This window comes from Actinomyces sp. ZJ308 (genome assembly GCF_011752065.1).
GTDB lineage: Bacteria > Actinomycetota > Actinomycetes > Actinomycetales > Actinomycetaceae > Actinomyces.
Window position 1 is genome coordinate 1 of the sequence record NZ_JAAIJY010000031.1, and the last position, 17,771, is coordinate 17,771.

Sequence of the window (17,771 nt, forward strand, 5' to 3'; positions counted from 1 at the left end):
TGGGGGTCAGCGGTGCGTTAGCGTGGGTCATGAAGGCCTCCGGTCAGTGATGCGATGTGTCAACCCACATCCTGCCGGAGGCCTTCACACAACCTCAGCCCTGTTCACAACCTCCCGAGGAAGTACAACTAGGTGGGTTCCTGAGACCGCCACCGTGTCACGATTGGCGACTATTCCAGCTGGTTCCGAGGTCATTTCCCTGGCGAAACCGCGCCGACCTGCGTGGATGTGCGCGAGGCCTGGGCCGGACGGGAGGCTGCGCGGGGTAAAAGTCTCCATTCGTGACACATCGGCCGAGACCGGCCGGGCCCCGGCTGTCTCAGACGTGTGAGGTCATGATGAACGGCGCCGCCGACGGGCCCATGGGGGAGGTGGGCCCGCCGGCGGCGCCGGGGTGCTGTGCGCGGGACGATGACGTGTCCGGGCGTCCGCCGAGGCGGCCGTCAACCGGCCGTCAACCGGTTCAGCGTCGGGCTGCTACTCGACAACGTCCTCGTCCACCCAGTCCAGGGTGCGCTGGACGGCCTTGTTCCAGTTGCGGAAGAGCCGCTCGCGCTCGGCCTCCTCCATGGCCGGCTCCCAGCGCTTGTCCTCGGCCCAGTTGTCGATGACGTCCTGGGTGCCCGACCAGAAGCCCACCGCGATGCCGGAGGCATAGGCCGCCCCCAGCGCCGTGGTCTCGGCGACCTTCGGGCGCACGACGGGCACGCCCACCTGGTCGGCCTGGAACTGCATGAGCAGCTCGTCGCGGGTCATGCCGCCGTCGACCTTGAGTTCGGTCAGGGCCTGCCCGGAGTCCGCGTTCATGGCCTCGAGGACCTCGCGGGTCTGGAAGGCGGTCGACTCCTCCACTGCCCGGGCGATGTGGGCCTTGTTGACGTAGCGGGTCAGGCCCACCAGGGCGCCGCGGGCGTCGGGGCGCCAGTGCGGCGCGAACAGCCCGGAGAAGGCCGGCACGAAGTAGGCCCCGCCGTTATCCTCGACGCTGGCGGCCAGCGCCTCGATGTCCTTGGAGTCGGTGATGATGCCCAGGTTGTCACGCAGCCACTGCACCAGTGAGCCGGCCACGGCGATCGAGCCCTCCAGGGCGTAGACGGCCGGCTCATCGCCGATCTGGTAGCACACGGTGGTCAGCAGCCCGTTCTCGCTGCGCACCGGGGTGGTGCCGGTGTTCATGAGCATGAAGCAGCCGGTGCCGTAGGTGTTCTTGGCCTGGCCCTTCTCGAAGCAGGCCTGGCCGAAGGTGGCCGCCTGCTGGTCGCCGAGGATCCCGCTGATGGGGGTGTCCACCAGCAGGCCGTTCTTGCGGCCGTGGCCGAACACTCCCGAGGAAGGCCGGATCTCGGGGAGCATCGACATGGGGATGCCCATGTCCGCGCAGATCTCCGGGTTCCAGTCCAGGGTGTCGATGTTCATGAGCATCGTGCGCGAGGCGTTGGTGACGTCGGTGGCGTGCACGCCGCCGTTGACGCCCCCGGTGAGGTTCCACAGGGTCCAGGTGTCCATGGTGCCCATGAGGAGGTCGCCGGCCTCGGCGCGCTCGCGGGCGCCCTTGACGTTCTCCAGGACCCAGGTGACCTTGGGACCGGCGAAGTAGGTGGCCAGGCCCAGGCCCACACGGTCCTTGTACTTGTCCGGTCCCTCGTCTCCGGCCAGGCGGTCGCAGATCTTCTGGGTGCGGGTGTCCTGCCAGACGATGACGTTGTAGACGGGCTCGCCGGTGTTCTTGTCCCACACGACGGCGCTCTCGCGCTGGTTGGTGATACCCACCGAGGCGATCTCGTGGCGGTTGACCTGCGCCTTGGCGAGCACCCCGCCGACGACGGAGCGGATGTTGTCCCAGATCTCGACGGCGTTGTGCTCGACCCAGCCGGCGCGCGGGAAGATCTGCTCGTGCTCCTTCTGGTCGACGGCGACGATCTCGCCGTCGTGGTTGAACAGGATGGCGCGTGAGGAGGTCGTTCCCTGGTCGATGGCCAGGACGTACTTCTTCTCAGGGCTGTCAGCTGTGCTGTTGGGGCTCAAGGAATTGTCCTTTCACTGCGTTGTGAGGGGCTGTGGTGAGGGCTGCGGTGCGGTCAGGCCCGCGGGTCGCAGCGATACTGTGTCGGGCCTGGATCAGAACAGGCCGGCGATGCGGGGGACGATGAGCCCGGCGGCGACGGCTCCGATGATCGGGCCGACGATCGGGACCCAGGAGTAGGCCCAGTCCGAGCCGCCCTTGCCCGGGATGGGCAGGAGGGCGTGGGTGATGCGCGGGCCCAGGTCACGGGCCGGGTTGATGGCGTAGCCGGTGGGGCCGCCCAGGCTCAGGCCGATGACGACGATGACCAGGGCGACGGCCAGCGGGCCGAGCTCGGTGGGGGTCTTGCCCGAGGCGATGATCCAGGCCAGCAGGACGAAGGTTCCCAGGGCCTCGGTGACGACGTTCCAGCCGTAGGAGCGCACGGCCGGGCCGGTGGCGAACACGCCCAGCTTGGCGGCGGCGTCGGCCTTCTCGTCGAACTGCTTCTTGTAGGCCAGCCACACGGCGGCGGCGCCCGCCATGGCGCCCACCATCTGGGCGGCGAAGTAGACGAGGATGGTGGTGGCCGAGGCGGGGATCCCCTCGGCCAGGTCCCGTCCGGCGACCGCCAGGCCGATGGTGACGGCCGGGTTGAGGTGCGCTCCGGTCTTGTAGGCGGCGTAGACGCCCACGAAGACCGCCAGCCCCCACGCCATGGTGACGACGATCCAGCCGCCGTCCTTGGCCTTGGAGGTGGGCAGCGCGACACCGGCGACGACGCCGCAGCCCAGGAGGATGAGGAAGAATGTCCCAAATGCCTCCGAGGCGAATATCTGGGGCAGGGTCGCAGACATGTGCGGCTCTCTTTCTGCACGACGTTGTGCGGGTTCGGACGGCACCGGCGTGGTCCGGTTTCTCGATGGGTGATGGGTTGACGTGCTGCCCGCCTCCGCCGGGAACAGCGGGTCGCACGGGGTCGTCCGGCCGAGCGGTACCGGCTCGGTCCGCTCGGCCGGCAGGAGCCTAGATCGGTTCGGTGATGTGCGCCACCGCAGCGTCGTCGGTCAACTCGGCCTCGGCCGCGGCGATCTGGGCCACGCGCTGGGCGTAGGCCTCCTTCTGGGCGGCGATGTCCTCCTTCGACCAGCCCAGCAGGGGCGCCATGATCTCAAGGATCTCGTCGGCGGCCGCCAGGCCCCGGTCACGGCGGGACAGGTCCAGACGCACTCGCCGCAGCAGGACGTCGTCGAGGCTCTCGGCGCCCTCGTGGGTGACGGCCCAGGCGACCTCGGCGCGCAGGTAGGTGGGGGCCTCCTCCAGCGGCTCGCCCAGGCGCGAGCTGGCGTCGGCCTCATCGATGGAGGCCAGCAGGGCCGGGGTCTCGTCGCCGTAGCGGTCCAGCAGGTGGGTGACCCGCTCCAGGGTCCAGCCGCGCTCGCCGGCGATCCGCCCGGCCCGCTTGGCCAGGGCGTGGTAGCCGGCCGCACCCACCAGCGGCAGCTCCTGGGTGGCGCAGGGGTGGGCGTGGGCGAGGGCCTCGCCCAGGGCGTGGTCGACGGCGTCGGAGGCCATGACCCGGTAGGTGGTCAGCTTGCCGCCGGCGATGGCGGTCAGGCCCGGGGCGATGCGGGTGACCGTGTGCTCGCGGGAGACCTTCGTGGAGGCGGCCTCCGCGCCCGGCTTGAGCTTGGGCTGGAGCAGGGGCCGCAGGCCCGCGTAGACGCCGATGATGTCCTCGCGCGTGATGGGCCGGGACAACACGGAGTTGGCGTGCTCGAGGATGTAGTCGACGTCGGCGGCGGTGGCCACGGGCTTGGAGACGTCCAGGTCCCAGGGGGTGTCGGTGGTGCCGATGACCCAGTACTCGGGCCAGGGGATGATGAACAGGACGGACTTCTCGGTGCGCAGGAACACCCCGGTCTCGGCGTCGATGGCCTCCTTGGGGACCACGATGTGGATGCCCTTGGAGGCCAGGACCTTCAGGCCCCCGGCGTCGGTGGCCAGGTCCTGGACGTCCTCGGTCCACACGCCGGCGGCGTTGATGGTGCGCCTGGCCCGGATCTCGTGGGCCTCGCCGGTGGCCAGGTCGGTGACGCGGGCGCCGTGGACGTGGCCGCGCTCGTCGGTGATGAAGCCGGTGACCTTGGTGCGGTTGGCGGCCAGCGCCCCCAGGCCGACGGCGGTGCGCACCAGGTCGATGACCAGGCGGGCGTCGTCGACGCGGGCGTCGAAGAAGCGGATGGAGCCGGCCAGGCCGCTGGTGTCCAGCGAGGGGGCCAGGGCCGAGGTTCCCTTGCGGCCCAGGTGGCGCTGGATCGGCACGGTCTTGTGGCCGCGGGCGCCGGCCAGGGCCAGGGCGTCGTACATGCCCACGCCGACCGCCGAGTAGGAGCGCTCGTAGTGGTGCTTGAGCGGCCACAGGAAGGGCTGGGCCTTGACCAGGTGCGGCGCGGTGGTGGTCAGCAGACGGCCGCGCTCGGTGAGGGCCTCGTGCACGAGGGCGAAGTTGAGCTGGTAGAGGTAGCGCAGGCCGCCGTGGACGAGCTTGGAGGACCATGAGGACGTGCCCGAGGCCCAGTCGCCCATCTCCACGATGCCGGTGCGCAGGCCGCGGGCGGCCGCGTCCAGGGCGATGCCGGCGCCGGTGACGCCGCCGCCGACGACGAGGACGTCCAGACCCTCGGAGGAGGACATCTCCTCCAGGGCGCGCTCGCGCTGGGCGGCGTTGAGGGCGGTGTCGTGCGTGGGGGCGGGGTAGGAGGGGCCGGCTGCGGAGCTGCGGGCGGAGGTCTTCTTCGAGGAGGGGGTGTGGGTGGAGGTCATGGCTCCTGGGCTCCTACGGGTCGTGAGGTCGGGTGGATGGGTCTGTGTGGGCCGGTACGGCCGGTGCGGGTCGGCGAGGTCAACGAGTCCCGATCGGCGTTGACCGGGGTGCCGGACGGGGGCGGGCCGAGTCTCAGGTCCGGTGCGTGGTACCGGGGCCCGATACCGGGTCCTGCCGCGCCCTGCTGCGTCCCGTTGCGCTCGCACGGGTCCACCGTGGCGGTGGTCACCACTGTCGCCGCATGTGGAAGAATGCGCAAGGTACGTGCACGAACGTGCACGACTGTTTGAGGACCTCTACAAGGATGTCCGTCTACCTGCGCAGACGCTCCTTCCGAAGAGGACATCTGATGTTGTGTGGGATGAGAACCGGGTGCTCCCGGCCCGTCCCGGGGCGCGCAACGGCCCCGCCGCGAAGACGTCGGTGCCCGTCAGTGCCAGGAGAGGACGGACAGGGGAAGGACAGGAGAAGACAGTGAAGGACAGTGAGGACCGAGAGGGCTCAGGAGATCGACGTGACCGGCAGAACCGTCCCCAGCGCCCCTGATGCTTGTGGCGCCCCTGACGTCGCGGCGAGTCCCGCCGACCCCGGCGGACTCGTGCGCGCCTACGAGGCGGCCTCCATGTACTACGTCCAGGGCGAGACGATGGAGGTGATCGCCCACCACCTGGGGGTCTCGCGCTCCACCGTCTCCCGTCTCCTGGCGCGCGCCCGCCAGGAGGGGATCGTGCGGGTCTCCCTCGTTCAGCCCGGCGGCGCAGGCTCCCTGGAGGGGCGGATGGAGCAGGCCTTCGGGGTGCGTACCCACATCGTCCCGGTGCGCGAGGGCACCACGGAGATCCACCGCCTCCAGCAGGTCGCCTCCGTCGCCGCCGCGCACATGGTCGACCTCATCGAGGCCCTGGTCGAGCAGGGCGGAGCCGGCGGGCTGGGCGCTCAGGGACCGGTCCGGGGACCGTCGGACTCCGACGGCGGGGCTCGCGGCCGCCGCGCCGGCACTGTTCGTCACTCCTCGGGAGACAGTGCGGGCCGGGAGAGCACGAACCGGGACGGGGACGGGGGCGCCGTCGTCGGCGTCGCCTGGGGCACCACCATGTCGGAGGTCAGTGCCGCCCTGCCCTCGCGCCCGGTCCCGGGGCTGACCGTCGTCCAGCTCAACGGAGCCTCGGACCCGATGCGCGAGGGCCCCAGCGCCGGCGAGGTCCTCTCGCGCCTGCGCGACTCGCTGGGTGCCCGCACGATCTCCTTCCCGGTTCCGGCCTTCTTCGACCACGTGGCCACCCGTGAGGCCATGTGGTCGGAGCGCTCGGTCAAGCGGGTCCTGGCGGTGACGCGCCGTGCGAGCCTGGCCGTCTTCGGTGTCGGCGCCCTCGACGCCCTCAACGGGGCCCTGCCCTCCCAGGTTTACGAGGGCGGCCACCTCACCGCCCGGGACCAGGCCGTCCTGCGCCGCCAGAACGTGGTGGGGGACGTGTGCACCGTGCTGCTGCGCGCCGACGGCTCCTGGCGTGACGTCACCCTCAATGCCCGGGCCACCGGCCCGACGCCGGCCCAGCTCGCCCGGATCCCGCGCCGCCTGTGCGTGGCCGCCGGGACCGGAAAGGCCCGGGCCCTCCTGGCCGCGCTGCGCGCCCGGACCGCCACCGATCTCGTCGTCGACGACGCCACGGCCCGCGCCGTCCTGGAGCTCGCCGAGGCCCGGGGCCAGGTGGGAGGCGGTTCGCGATGAGTCGTGGACGTGGCAGGATGTGGGCCCGGATCGCGCTGCGGTCTGCTCACGGCCCCGACGTGACCGGTGGAGCGCCGGCCGCGCGAGCCGTCAGAAGAGAACCGAGCCCTACGGAATGACGGAATACGGACGACGATGAGCAGCACGGCTGTCACACCAGACGAGCACCGCCCGGCCGACCGGGCGACGCACCGGGTCGAGGTCTACGGGGTCGACGGCGCGCGCCGCGTCCTGCGACCGGCGCGTCCGGCGGACGTGCGCGCCATCGCCGACCTCGTGCGCCCCTACGCCGAGCGCCGCGTCCTGATCTCCAAGGACCTCATCTCCTACTTCGAGGACATCCAGGAGTTCATCGTCGCCGAGGAGGTACCGGGCGCCGGGACTGATGACGGGCAGGCGCCTGCCGCACCCAGGATCGTGGGATGCGGGGCGCTGCACGTCATGTGGGACGACATCGCCGAGGTGCGCACCCTGGCCGTCCACCCCGACGCCCTGGGAACCGGGCTCGGCTCTGCCATCCTGCGCGAGCTCATCGCGCAGGCCCGGGAGATGGGGCTCAAGAGGGTGTTCTGCCTGACCTTCGAGGAGCCCTTCTTCGGAGCTCACGGTTTTGAGCCGATCGAGGGCACACCCGTGGGCGCGGACGTCTTCTCCGAGATGCTGCGCTCCCACGACGACGGCCTGGCCGAGTTCCTCGACCTGGCCCGGGTCAAGCCCAACACCCTGGGCAATGCCCGCATGCTCCTGCATCTGTGAGTCTGCGGGTCCGAACGGGTTGAGGGGCCGGGCTCGGGCGCGCCGCGCCCGACCTTCCGCGGCCTCGGGCGCGATCCTTCCGGACAAGCAACTGACGACACTGGAGGAGCGGCCATGATCCGCAACGTCCACGAACGCGTCATCAACGCGCCGATCGAGTCCCTGGGCGTCCTGCTCGATGGGCTGGGGCAGAGGGGCGACCGTCTCTGGCCCTCGCGGAGCTGGCCCCCGATGGCCCTGGACCGGCCCCTGGCGCCGGGGGCCGACGGAGGGCACGGCGCCATCCGCTACTACGTCAGCGAGTACGAGCCCGGCCGGCGGGTACGGTTCACCTTCCACCCGCGCACGGGGATCATCGGTGCGCACGAGCTGAGCCTCGACGCCCTGGACGAGGGGCGCACCCGCATCCGTCACGTCCTCATCGGGCGCACCAGCGGTGCCATGCGGCTCGCGTTCCCGGTCATGGTCGAGCCCCTCCACGACGCCGTCGTCGAGGACCTCTTCGACAATGCCGAGCGGGAGGCGACCGGCCTGGTGGCTCGGCCCGCGACCTGGAGCCCGCGGGTGCGCGTGCTGCGTCGTCTCAGCGGCGGCAGGTAGCCGGCAAAGGCAGCCGCCGATGGGGAGTTCTGCCTCAGGACACCGCGCGAGCGGGGCGTTAGCCTGACCAGGTCTTCCCTTGAAGCCCCGGGGCCCGCAGCGGCCCGACGAGAGAGGTGCTCATGAGTCAGCCACCGGTCAACGGTCCCTACGGTCAGCAGCCCCAGCCCGGGCCTCAGCTCCAGTACGGCCACCCCGGTCAGGCGGCTCAGTACGGTGGTTCCGCCCAGCCCGCCCAGCCCGGTCAGCCGGTTCAGGACGGTCAGTACGGTCAGGACGGTCAGTACGGTGCTCCTGCTCAATCCGGTCAACAGGCTCAGGACGGACAGTACGGCCGGCCCCAGCAGCCCGCCCCCTACGCCCAGCACGGACAGATGGGGTACGGGCGGAACGGCGGTCAGACCGCAGCAGGCCGGCCGGGCTACGGTCAGACCTATGGCGCGCCGGCTGCCCCGCAGCCGTCGTCGGTCCCGCAGGCCGACTACCAGCCCTCTCAGCTCGGCCCGATCCCCGTCGAGCAGGACAGGCTGGTCCTTAAGCCCACGGCGACGACCGCCAGCCGCATCCAGCTCATCGTGGGCGGCGGATTCGGGCTGGTGTGCCTGGCCGCGGCGGTCAAGGAGCTCATCGACCACGGAGTGACGGGCAGCTTCGCCATCCTCCTCCTCATTGCAGTGCTCCTACTGCTCGGCGTCATGCTGCTCATGTCGGTGCGCACGGTGCTCGATGCGACCGGCATCCATCATGGGGTCGGAGGCAGAGGCCGTGACATCCCCTGGCCCCGGTCTCGCACGGGCCTGTTCGTCAAGGTCTCCGGCGCGCCGGCGGCCATGAACGCCGCCGCCGGAAAGGTTCAGGTCCGGCACGCCGAGGCGCATGTCGTCGACAACGACGGCAAGGCCGTCTCCCTGACCGGTCTGAGCTGGTCCGGTATCAGCGGTGAGGCGCTGGAGCGCAAGGGTGCCGCCGAGCTGGACCGTATCTGGGACTGGGCCGTGGCGCGCGGGTACACCCAGGAGACGGGGGAGTACGTCGAGCTGGGCGGGGTTCTCGGCATTCAGCAGGGACTCCGGGAGCGCCAGGAGCGCCGTCAGGGTCTGCGTCTCTGACGACCTCTCGCGAGATCGTGGGGTAGGTCTCGAAATCGTGGGGTAAGGGTACGAGCTCACGACCTAAGGCTCGAGCTCGAGGATCGCAAGGGTTCTGAGGGCCAGGTGCGATAAGGCGACCAGCCCCGTCCAAGCCGCTGCCGCTACGGTGTCTCCCGTGCCTGTCCGCCCCGCCTCTCGTGACACGATCGTCGCTGCGCCGTCCGCATCGTCGGTGCCGTCCGTGCACACCGTGCCCGCGGTCGCGTCGGTGCCGCTGCCCGTTGAGCCCGCCGTGCCGGGCGAGCCCTCGACGCAGGCCGTCATCGCCTGGTACGACGCCCATGCCCGGGACCTGCCATGGCGCCGACCCGGAACGACGCCGTGGGAGGTCCTCGTCTCGGAGGTCATGAGCCAGCAGACCCCGGTGGCCCGCGTCATCCCCGCCTGGCAGGAGTGGATGCGCCGCTGGCCGGGGCCCGCCGAGCTCGCCCAGGCCCCCACCGCCGAGGTGCTGCGGGTCTGGGGACGCCTGGGCTATCCGCGCCGGGCGCTGCGGCTCATCGAGTGCGCCCGCAGCGTCGTCGAGCAGCACGACGGCGTCCTGCCCGACGACCTCGACGCCCTCCTGGCCCTGCCCGGGGTGGGGGAGTACACGGCCGGCGCCGTCCTCGCCTTCGCCCACGGGCGCCGCGCGCTCGTGCTGGACACGAATGTCAGACGCGTCCTGGCGCGCGCCGTCGGCGGCCAGGCCCTTCCCGCGCCCAACCTCAACCGGGCCGAGCGCGAGCGGGCCCTGCACCTGCTGCCCGCCGACGACGCCACCGCCGCCCACTGGTCGGTGGCCGTCATGGAGCTCGGCGCCCTGGTCTGCACCGCCCGCGAACCCGACTGCACCGCCTGCCCCTGGCGCGGCGACTGCGCCTGGCTGGCAGCCGGCCGTCCCGTGGATGTCCACGCGGGCCGACGTCGTACCCAGGCCTGGCACGGCACCGACCGCCAGGCCCGTGGCCTGGTCATGGCCCGCCTGCGCGAGGCGGTCGACGGGCGACCCGTGGAGGCCGGGGAGCTCGTGGCCTGCGCCGCGCGGGCGGGATCGCGGGCCAGCGGCGCCGGCGCGCCCGACCCCGATCAGCCCGGGCGCGCCCTGACCACCCTCCTGGTCGACGGGCTCATCGCCACCGACGACGACGGCGCCATCTACCGGCTCCCGTAGTCGCCCGTCGAGCTCGCCACCGAGCGCGCGAACGCGCCCTCAGGCTCGCGGAGCCACCGGGGGATCAGCCCTCGGGGTCCATGGTGCGTCCGCGAGACGGGGGCGGTGAGCGCAGGCTCGTGCGGACAGCGATGGCGGTCATGGATCGGCGCACCGCCCGGGCGAGGCGCTCACGGCCCCGGGGGCACTGCGCCGGTAGAGTCGTGGCCATGGCCAAAGGACGCGGACGCAGTCATGGGGAAGGCGCAGGACGGCGGGGCTCGGCCCGTCGCGGCGCGGGCTCCTCGGTAGGCCGTTCGTCCTCGGGATCCCAGTCCCGACCCCACCGGCCGGCAGGCGGCGGACAATCCTCCTCGTCCCGATCCGGCGGTGGATCGGCCAGGTCCTCGCGGGGAAGGAGCACCGGCTCCCAGGACAAGGCCCGAGGGAGTCGCCCCTCCGGCGCCAAGCAGACCGGGCGCCCCCTGCGCTCGGGGCAGACGGGCAGACCCTCCGGCGCAGGCTCGGGCAAGTCGGGTCAGTCCGGCAAGAGCCGGCGACGCTCTCAGGCCTCCCAGAACTCGCAGAACTCCCAGGGCTCCTCAGCGGCTCGCTCACGGCAGGCCGCTCCGGGGACCGCTCAGTCCGCCCGCACGAGCTCGACCCAGGCCGGCCGCTCCGGTCGTCGTCACGGTTGGGGCAAGGGCGCCCAGTGGGCACATATCGGCGGTGGGCGGCTCACCGGCGCCCCCGACTCGGTTTCGCAGGGTCCGGACCAGCCTCGCAGCGGCCGACTGCGCAAGCCGATCCCTCCCCAGCCCCGTTACGGCCTGCGCCGCACCCTGGTACTGGGCGGCGTGCTGCTGTTCCTCCTGCTGCTCGTGGTGGCCGTCATCGTCGGGTACCTCTGGGTGCGCGGCACCATCCGCAGCCAGGACGAGGAGCGCGCCGCCGCCCAGGTGCACACCGTCTACCCCACGCCGGTGGCCTGCGACCCCTCGTCGCTGTCGAATACCGTCCAGGGCCCGGAGTCCGTGGGCGTCGGTGCGGGGGCGACCTTCTCCATCTCCCTGGTCAACAACGGTTCGGTACCGTGCCTGCTCGACGCCGGCAGCCAGGCCGTGGGGGTACGGGTCTCCTCGGGCTCTCAGCAGGTGTGGGACTCCGTCACCTGTCCCGTGGGTCAGGCCGAGCGACCTCTTCTTCTGCCTCCGGGACAGGCCGCGGACGTCAGCGTGACGTGGAACGGGAATGCCGCCACCTCCGACTGCGCCGCCGCCACGGCGGCCCCGGCCTCACCGGCCGGGACCTCGGCCTCCTCCGCACCGAGTGACAGCGTGAGCGCGCAGGCCACCGACCAGAGCAACACGGCCTCAGCCGACTCCAGTGCCACAGACGGCTCCTCCGCGAGCGCCTCGGCCGACCAGGCCCAGACCGCCCCCGGCAGCGCTGCCGGTGCGGGGACCTACCGCTTCCACTTCGTCATGGGGGGCAAGGACCTGACCGAGGACCGGGTCTTCGTCATCGGCTGACCGCGCGTCCCCGCTGGACAGGGGGAGACGGGGCCGGTCGGCGATCTCGAAACGGCGTCGAAGGGCTCAGGAGTAGCGCTCGACGACGGAGATCTCCGCCAGCCGGGACAGCCCGTCGCGCAGGGTCCGGGCCCGCTGGGCGCCGACGCCCTCGACGGCCTCGAGCTCCTCGATGGTGGCGCCCAGGACCCCCTGCAGCGATCCCCACTGCTCGACGACGGCCCGGGCCGTCACCACGGGCAGGCGCGGGATCTTGGACAGGATCCGCAGGCCGCGTGGGGAGACCTGGGCGTCCAGGTCCTGGCCGTCGATACCGCCCAGGCCCATGGAGCGCGCCACCATCGCCAGGTCCAGCAGGGCGGGGGAGCCCACCCACTTCAGACGCGCGTCCACGGTGGCGGTGTCCAGGCCCGCAGGCAGGTAGTCCTCCAGGAGGAAGCCGTGCTCGGCGAGCAGGCCTCGGGTGAGCTCCTCGACCTGGAGGGCCAGGAGGCGCCCGTCGGTGCCCAGCTCCAGGACGTAGGAGTCGATGTCGGCGGAGATGCGGCGGACCATCTCCATGAGCTGGAGCACCGAGGTGACGTCGCGGACGGTGACGAGGTCCTCGATCTCCAGGGAGTCCAGACCGGCGGAGGTCTGGTCGAGGCGGGCCTTGTAGCGCTCCAGCGCCGAGAGCGCCTGGTTGGCGCTGGCCAGGATCGACTCGCTGGGCTCCAGGACGTGGCGCTTGCCGTCCACGTACAGGGAGATGATCCGCATTGACTGGCTCACGGAGATGACCGGGTAACCGGTCTGGCGGGCCACGCGCTCGGCGGTGCGGTGGCGCATGCCCGTCTCCGAGGTCTGGATCGAGGCGTTGGGCAGGAGCTGAACGTTGGCGCGCCGGATCCGGGCGGTGTCCATGTCGACGACGACGCCGCCGTCCATCTTGGCCAGCTCGCGCAGTCGGGCCGCGGAGAGCTCGACGTCCAGGTGGAAGCCGCCGGAGGAGATGGCCTCGACCACCGGGTCGAAGCCCAGCACGATGATCGCCCCGGTACGACCGCGCAGAATCCGCTCCAGGCCGTCACGAAGGACGGTGCCGGGAGCGATGAGCGCAAGCGTCTCACGCAGCTGGCCTGCGGCCTCGATCATCATCTCTCCTGATCTCGCGGTGTCCTCGGGAAGGGCTCGCACGGTGGGTGCTCACTGGGGCGGGGCGAGCGCTCCAGGCCATCCGGCTCCACGCCATCCGGTTGAGCGCGCACCTGCCGGTGCTCACAGCCCCATGGTATCGGCAGGCGGGCCGCCCCTCGGAGAGGGCCTTCCCACACTGGACCGCTCGGTCTGTTGGCCGCGGGCGGCTACGGCGTCGGGCACGGCATCGACAACCGCGCCGGGGATGGTCCCATCCCTCCTGCTCGGGCTCTCGACCCTCCTGGGCGCCTCAGCCACGGGGCAGCGCCGCCCCCATGGCCTCACCCACGTGCGAGACCGGCAGGACCTGCATCCCGGCGACCTCACGCAGCTCGGCCGAGCCCGCCAGCGGCACGATCGCCCGGTCGAAGCCGAGCCGGGAGGCCTCCGCCAGGCGCCGCTGGATGCCGACGGTGGCGCGCACCTCCCCGGTCAGACCGACTTCACCGAAGGCCACGAGCCCGGCGGGCGTGGGCAGGTTGCGCGCCGCTGAGACCACGGAGATGGCCACCGCCAGGTCCGTGGCCGGCTCGACGGCGCGCGCCCCACCGACGGTGGAGACGTAGACGTCCGCGCTGGAGGTGTCCACCCGCAGCCGGGCGCTGAGAACCGCCAGCGCCATGGCCGTGCGCGAGTGGTCCACCCCGGAGGTGGTGCGTCGCGGGGAGCCGGCGTTGGTGGAGGCCACGAGCGCCTGGATCTCCACCGGCATGGGGCGGCGCCCCTCCAGGGTGACGGTGGCGCAGGTGCCCGGCACCTCGGAGCGGGCGGCGGACAGGAACAGGCCCGAGGGGTCCGCCAGGCCCACGATGCCCCGTTCACCCAGGTCGAAGCAGCCGACCTCGTCGGTGGGGCCATAGCGGTTCTTGACGGCCCGCAGCAGGCGCAGGCGGGCGTGCCGGTCACCCTCGAACTGGGCGACGACGTCGACCAGGTGCTCCAGGACCCGGGGCCCGGCGATCCCGCCGTCCTTGGTCACGTGCCCCACGAGCAGCACCGGGATACCGCGCTCCTTGGCCACCGCGATGAGCGCGCCGGCCACCGCCCTCACCTGGGTGACGCCTCCGGCACTGCCCTCGACCTGCGCCGAGGCGATGGTCTGGACCGAGTCCACCACCAGCAGGGAGGGACCGGCCGCCTCCACGTGCCCCAACAGGGCCCCGAGCTCGGTCTCTGCGGCCAGGAGCAGCCCCGGGTCCAGGGCGTCGATGCGCTCGGCCCGCAGCCGCACCTGTGAGGCGGACTCCTCACCGGTGACGTAGAGGACCGGGCCGTCACCGCGCTCGCGCGCCACGGCGGCGGCCTTCGCCGCGACGTCGAGCAGAAGCGTGGACTTGCCGACGCCGGGCTCACCGGCCAGCAGCACGACGGCGCCCGGCACGATCCCGCCTCCCAGGACCCGGTCCAGCTCGCCCACCCCGGTGGGACGGGCCCGGGCCTCGGTGGCGCTGACCTCACCGATGGGGCGGGCGGCCACTACCGGGCGCACGGCGCTGGTGGCGGCCAGGGCACCGCCGCCGACGGCCCCGCCCGGCGCTCCTACGGCCTGGACCTCCTCCAGGGTTCCCCACTCGCGGCACTCCCGGCACTGGCCCATCCACTTGGGGCTGGACCAGCCGCACTCGGTGCATTGGTAGGAGACCTTGGGGGTCTTGGGACTCTTCGTTGCGGGCATGACGGGAGCGTATCGGGCGCCACCGACATCTATTCGGGGCGGCTCGGCGCCGACGTCGTTCCCGAGGACGTCCTGCGTGCCTGAGAGGTCCGGTCGCGTGGTGCACGGGGGCGATGCGCCCCGCTCACCACGCGGCCGGACCCTTGGAGCTCAGTAGCCGACCGGTCCGGTCTGTCCCGGCTGGCCGCCCTGGCCGGCCTGACCATAGGGCTGCTGGTTCCGAGGTGCCTGAGGGGCCTGGTCAGTGGGGGCCTGACCGTACTGGCCCTGCTGCGGCACCTGGCCCGGCTGCTGCGGCTGCCCGTAAGGGGCCTGCTGCGGTGCGCCGGGGGCTGCCTGCTGGCCGGGGACCTGTCCGGGAGCCTGGTTGGGGACCTGGCCGGGCGCCTGACCGTAGCCGGTGCCCTGCGGTGCCGTCGGCTGGGTGGGCTGACCGTACTGGCCCGGCTGCCCGTGCAAAGCCTGCTGTCCCTGCACCGGGTTCCCGGGCATCTGAGCGTAGCCCTGCTGCCCGGGTGCCGCACCGGGGTGGGGCTGGTACTGCTGGGCCCCATAGCCGGGCACCAGGTGGGGAGACCTCTTGGCCAGGGCCGCGTCGGCGAACCGTCCGATCGCCAGAGCGACGACAACGGGAAGAATGAAGACCAGGTACGGGATGCGTACCCTCCCCTCAACGTTGGTGATGATCCCGATGTAGATCGCGATGTCGATCACGACGGCGATCAGGACCACGACGGTCATGATGAGGTAGTAGTAGCGGGTGCGAGGGGTCTGCTCCTCATCGGAGCTGTCACTGTCGGAGAGCCGAGGGTCGTTCTGGGCAGGAGGGGGAGTGCTCATGAGAGACGGCCTTTTCTGTGTTCGGGGATCGTTGTTCCGCAGTGCGCCCGGTGGCGCGACCGGACCCCAGCGTGCCCAAAATCGACCGATTCGTCACCCGATCCGCATGGGGAGTGGTATCCCCGTGACATATGTTTCTCATGCGTCGAGCCGGGCATTTTTCGCGTAGCCCTACAGAAAAACCGTAGGGCTACGCGAAAAATGCCCGGCTCGGTGAGGTGGGGCGGTCGCGTGGCCTCAGCCGCGCGTGCGGGCCAGGGCCCGGCGGGCCCGCTCGGCCACGTTCTGCCCGGTGAAGCCGTACTCCTCGAACAGCGTGGTGCCGGCGGCGGAGGTGCCGTAGTGGTCCAGGGAGACGATCTCGCCGGCGTCACCGACGATCTCGCGCCATCCCATGGCGATACCGGTCTCGATGGAGACCTTGGCGGCGTCGGCGGGGAGCACCTCGGCCCGGTAGGCCTCGTCCTGCTGGGCGAACCACTCCAGGCAGGGGGCGGAGACGACCCGGGTGGGCGTGCCCTGCCCCTGGAGAATGTCGCGGGCGGCCACGGCCACGCCGACCTCGGATCCGGTGGCGACCAGGACGACGTCGGGGCTCACCTGCTGGCCGGAGGCGTCGGTGGCCTCGGCCAGGACGTAGGCGCCGCGGCGCACGCCGTCGGCCGCCGCCCGGGCGGAGGCGCTCACGGGGAGGTTCTGACGCGAGATGACGATGCCGGCCGGCTCGTCGTGGCGGCGCAGGATCTCGGCCCAGGCCGCGGCGGTCTCGTTGGCGTCCCCGGGGCGCACGACGGCCAGGCCCGGGATGGCGCGCAGCGCCGCCAGGTGCTCGATCGGCTGGTGGGTGGGGCCGTCCTCACCCACGCCGATGGAGTCGTGGGACCACACGAAGATCGAGCCGATCCCCATGAGCGCCGCCAGACGCACCGCCGGACGCATGTAGTCGGAGAACACCATGAAGGTGCCCCCGTAGGGGCGGGTGAGTCCGTCCAGGGCGATCCCGTTGAGGGTCGAGCCCATGGCGTGCTCGCGCACACCGAAGTGGATCGTGCGCCCGAAGGGCCCGTCCCCCTCGGCCTGCGCCAGGGAGGCGGGCAGGAAGGACGGTTCGCCCGCCATGGTCGTGTTGTTCGAGCCGGCCAGGTCCGCCGACCCGCCCCACAGCTCGGGCGCCACGCCGGCCAGCGCGGAGAGCACCTTGCCCGACGCCGCTCGGGTCGCCAGGGACTCCCCGACCTCCCAGGTCGGCAGGGCCGCCTGGAGCCCCTCGGGCAGGCGGTGGGCCTCCAGGCGCTCCAGCAGCGCGGCGGCGTCGGGGTTGGCCTGCTGCCAGGCCGCGAAACGCTCGTCCCAGACCGCCCGGGCGGCCCTGGTGTTCTCCGCGGCCCGGGTGCGGGCGTGGGCGACGACGTCGTCGGGCAGGATGAAGGACTGCTCAGGGTCCAGGCCCAGGGCCCGCTTGAGCCCGGCGATCTCCTCGCCCCCGAGCTTGGCGCCGTGGGAGGACTCCTGGCCCTGCTTGGTCGGAGAGGGCCAGGCGATGATCGTGTGCAGGCGGATGAGCGTGGGCCGGCTCGTCTCGGCGCGGGCCGCAACGACGGCCTCGTGCAGCGCCTCCAGGTCCTCGGCGTAACCGTCGGGGCCGGTGCGCCAGTCGACGTCGAGCACCTGCCACCCGTAGGCCTCGAAGCGGGCCGAGGGGTCCTCGGTGAAGGCGATGTCCGTGTTGCCCTCGATGGAGATGTCGTTGTCGTCGTAGATGGCGATGAGGTTGCCCAGCTGCTGGGTGCCGGCCAGGGAGGCGGCCTCGGAGCTGACGCCCTCCTGCATGCAGCCGTCACCGAGGATCGTGTAGACGAAGTGGTCGAAGACCGACTCGCCCAACGGCGTGCCCGCGTCCAGCAGCCCGTGCTCGCGCCGCGCCGCCATGGCCAGGCCCACCGCATTGGCGAAGCCCGCCCCCAGCGGACCGGTCGTCGTCTCGACCCCCGGCACCTCACCGAACTCGGGGTGGCCCGGCAGACCCGCCGGGGAGCGGAAGGCCGTGAAGCCCTCCAGATCGATGTCGTAGCCGGCCAGGAACAGCTGGATGTACTGCACCAGCGAGGCGTGCCCGATTGACAGGACGAACCGGTCCCGCCCCAGCCAGCCCGGGTCGAGCGGGTCGTGGACCATCTCACGCTGGTAGAGCAGCCACGCCACCCCCGCCAGGGAGATCGGCGTACCGGGGTGGCCCGACCCCGCCTTCTCCACGGCGTCGGCGGCCAGGGCCTTGGAGACCGCGATGGTCTGACGGTCGAGGTCGGTGAGCAGCGGCTCAGCACTCATAATTGAGGACTCCTTGTGCATGA

The 17,771-nt window shown here is 71.9% G+C and carries 14 protein-coding genes; 6 read left to right on the forward strand and 8 right to left on the reverse strand.

Going from position 1 to position 17,771, the window contains the following annotated elements; all coding sequences use genetic code 11:
- Positions 1-477 precede the first annotated feature (477 nt).
- The 3 genes from glpK to HCR68_RS11775 all read right to left on the reverse strand — a co-directional run bounded on the left by glpK (position 478) and on the right by HCR68_RS11775 (position 4,828).
- Positions 478-2,025, reverse strand: a complete 1,548-nt coding sequence (gene glpK / locus HCR68_RS11765; protein WP_167149706.1) for a glycerol kinase GlpK — start codon at positions 2,023-2,025, stop codon at positions 478-480.
- Between the two features lie 93 nt (positions 2,026-2,118).
- Positions 2,119-2,859 carry an MIP/aquaporin family protein gene (locus HCR68_RS11770; protein ID WP_167149708.1) on the reverse strand — a complete coding sequence of 247 codons (741 nt, stop codon included), beginning with the start codon at positions 2,857-2,859 and terminating at the stop codon, positions 2,119-2,121.
- Between the two features lie 169 nt (positions 2,860-3,028).
- On the reverse strand, positions 3,029-4,828 hold the full coding sequence (locus HCR68_RS11775) for a glycerol-3-phosphate dehydrogenase/oxidase (RefSeq protein WP_167149710.1): 1,800 nt from the start codon (positions 4,826-4,828) through the stop codon (positions 3,029-3,031).
- 515 nt (positions 4,829-5,343) lie between these two features.
- On the opposite strand from HCR68_RS11775, the gene HCR68_RS11780 reads away from it, so the two are divergent.
- The 5 genes from HCR68_RS11780 (at position 5,344) to HCR68_RS11800 (ending at position 10,218) form a co-directional block, all read left to right on the forward strand.
- Positions 5,344-6,558, forward strand: a complete 1,215-nt coding sequence (locus tag HCR68_RS11780) for a sugar-binding domain-containing protein (protein ID WP_167149712.1) — start codon at positions 5,344-5,346, stop codon at positions 6,556-6,558.
- A 135-nt stretch (positions 6,559-6,693) separates the two neighbouring features.
- Positions 6,694-7,314, forward strand: coding sequence for an amino-acid N-acetyltransferase (locus tag HCR68_RS11785; protein WP_167149714.1), 621 nt, complete (start codon positions 6,694-6,696; stop codon positions 7,312-7,314).
- A 114-nt stretch (positions 7,315-7,428) separates the two neighbouring features.
- Positions 7,429-7,914: an SRPBCC family protein gene (locus HCR68_RS11790; protein WP_167149716.1), complete on the forward strand. Its 486-nt coding sequence runs from the start codon at positions 7,429-7,431 to the stop codon at positions 7,912-7,914.
- A gap of 122 nt (positions 7,915-8,036) precedes the next feature.
- Positions 8,037-9,023, forward strand: a complete 987-nt coding sequence (locus HCR68_RS11795) for a hypothetical protein (RefSeq protein ID WP_167149719.1) — start codon at positions 8,037-8,039, stop codon at positions 9,021-9,023.
- Positions 9,024-9,180: 157 nt separating this feature from the next.
- Positions 9,181-10,218, forward strand: coding sequence for an A/G-specific adenine glycosylase (locus tag HCR68_RS11800; RefSeq protein ID WP_208320599.1), 1,038 nt, complete (start codon positions 9,181-9,183; stop codon positions 10,216-10,218).
- A gap of 64 nt (positions 10,219-10,282) precedes the next feature.
- Here the strand turns inward: HCR68_RS11800 and HCR68_RS11805 are convergent, their stop codons facing one another.
- On the reverse strand, positions 10,283-10,429 hold the full coding sequence (locus tag HCR68_RS11805) for a hypothetical protein (protein WP_167149721.1): 147 nt from the start codon (positions 10,427-10,429) through the stop codon (positions 10,283-10,285).
- Here HCR68_RS11805 and HCR68_RS14310 point away from each other — a divergent pair.
- Positions 10,428-11,729 carry a hypothetical protein gene (locus HCR68_RS14310; protein WP_243859085.1) on the forward strand — a complete coding sequence of 434 codons (1,302 nt, stop codon included), beginning with the start codon at positions 10,428-10,430 and terminating at the stop codon, positions 11,727-11,729. The genes HCR68_RS11805 and HCR68_RS14310 overlap by 2 nt on opposite strands.
- 66 nt (positions 11,730-11,795) lie before the next feature.
- On the opposite strand, the gene disA is transcribed toward HCR68_RS14310, so the two are convergent.
- From disA to tkt, 4 genes are all read right to left on the reverse strand, one after another.
- Entirely contained in the window at positions 11,796-12,866 is a 1,071-nt protein-coding gene (gene disA, locus HCR68_RS11815) for a DNA integrity scanning diadenylate cyclase DisA (protein ID WP_167149747.1), read from the reverse strand.
- A 289-nt stretch (positions 12,867-13,155) separates the two neighbouring features.
- Positions 13,156-14,580 (reverse strand): DNA repair protein RadA, encoded by a 1,425-nt coding sequence (gene radA, locus HCR68_RS11820; RefSeq protein ID WP_167149723.1) that lies wholly within the window; start codon positions 14,578-14,580, stop codon positions 13,156-13,158.
- Between the two features lie 150 nt (positions 14,581-14,730).
- Complete coding sequence (locus tag HCR68_RS11825) at positions 14,731-15,420, reverse strand: hypothetical protein (RefSeq protein ID WP_167149725.1); 690 nt, start codon at positions 15,418-15,420, stop codon at positions 14,731-14,733.
- 237 nt (positions 15,421-15,657) lie between these two features.
- Complete coding sequence (gene tkt / locus HCR68_RS11830; protein ID WP_167149727.1) at positions 15,658-17,748, reverse strand: transketolase; 2,091 nt, start codon at positions 17,746-17,748, stop codon at positions 15,658-15,660.
- Between the last annotated feature and the right edge of the window lie 23 nt (positions 17,749-17,771).

Excerpts from the sequence above, each read along its gene's own strand:
- HCR68_RS11770 (WP_167149708.1), bottom strand. The coding sequence starts at position 2,859 with ATGTCTGCGACCCTGCCCCAGATATTCGCCTCGGAGGCATTTGGGACA.
- HCR68_RS11775 (WP_167149710.1), bottom strand. The coding sequence starts at position 4,828 with ATGACCTCCACCCACACCCCCTCCTCGAAGAAGACCTCCGCCCGCAGC.
- HCR68_RS11785 (WP_167149714.1), top strand. The coding sequence starts at position 6,694 with ATGAGCAGCACGGCTGTCACACCAGACGAGCACCGCCCGGCCGACCGG.
- HCR68_RS11790 (WP_167149716.1), top strand. The coding sequence starts at position 7,429 with ATGATCCGCAACGTCCACGAACGCGTCATCAACGCGCCGATCGAGTCC.
- HCR68_RS11795 (WP_167149719.1), top strand. The coding sequence starts at position 8,037 with ATGAGTCAGCCACCGGTCAACGGTCCCTACGGTCAGCAGCCCCAGCCC.
- HCR68_RS14310 (WP_243859085.1), top strand. The coding sequence starts at position 10,428 with ATGGCCAAAGGACGCGGACGCAGTCATGGGGAAGGCGCAGGACGGCGG.
- HCR68_RS11805 (WP_167149721.1), bottom strand. The coding sequence starts at position 10,429 with ATGGCCACGACTCTACCGGCGCAGTGCCCCCGGGGCCGTGAGCGCCTC.
- disA (WP_167149747.1), bottom strand. The coding sequence starts at position 12,866 with ATGATGATCGAGGCCGCAGGCCAGCTGCGTGAGACGCTTGCGCTCATC.
- radA (WP_167149723.1), bottom strand. The coding sequence starts at position 14,580 with ATGCCCGCAACGAAGAGTCCCAAGACCCCCAAGGTCTCCTACCAATGC.
- HCR68_RS11825 (WP_167149725.1), bottom strand. The coding sequence starts at position 15,420 with ATGAGCACTCCCCCTCCTGCCCAGAACGACCCTCGGCTCTCCGACAGT.
- tkt (WP_167149727.1), bottom strand. The coding sequence starts at position 17,748 with ATGAGTGCTGAGCCGCTGCTCACCGACCTCGACCGTCAGACCATCGCG.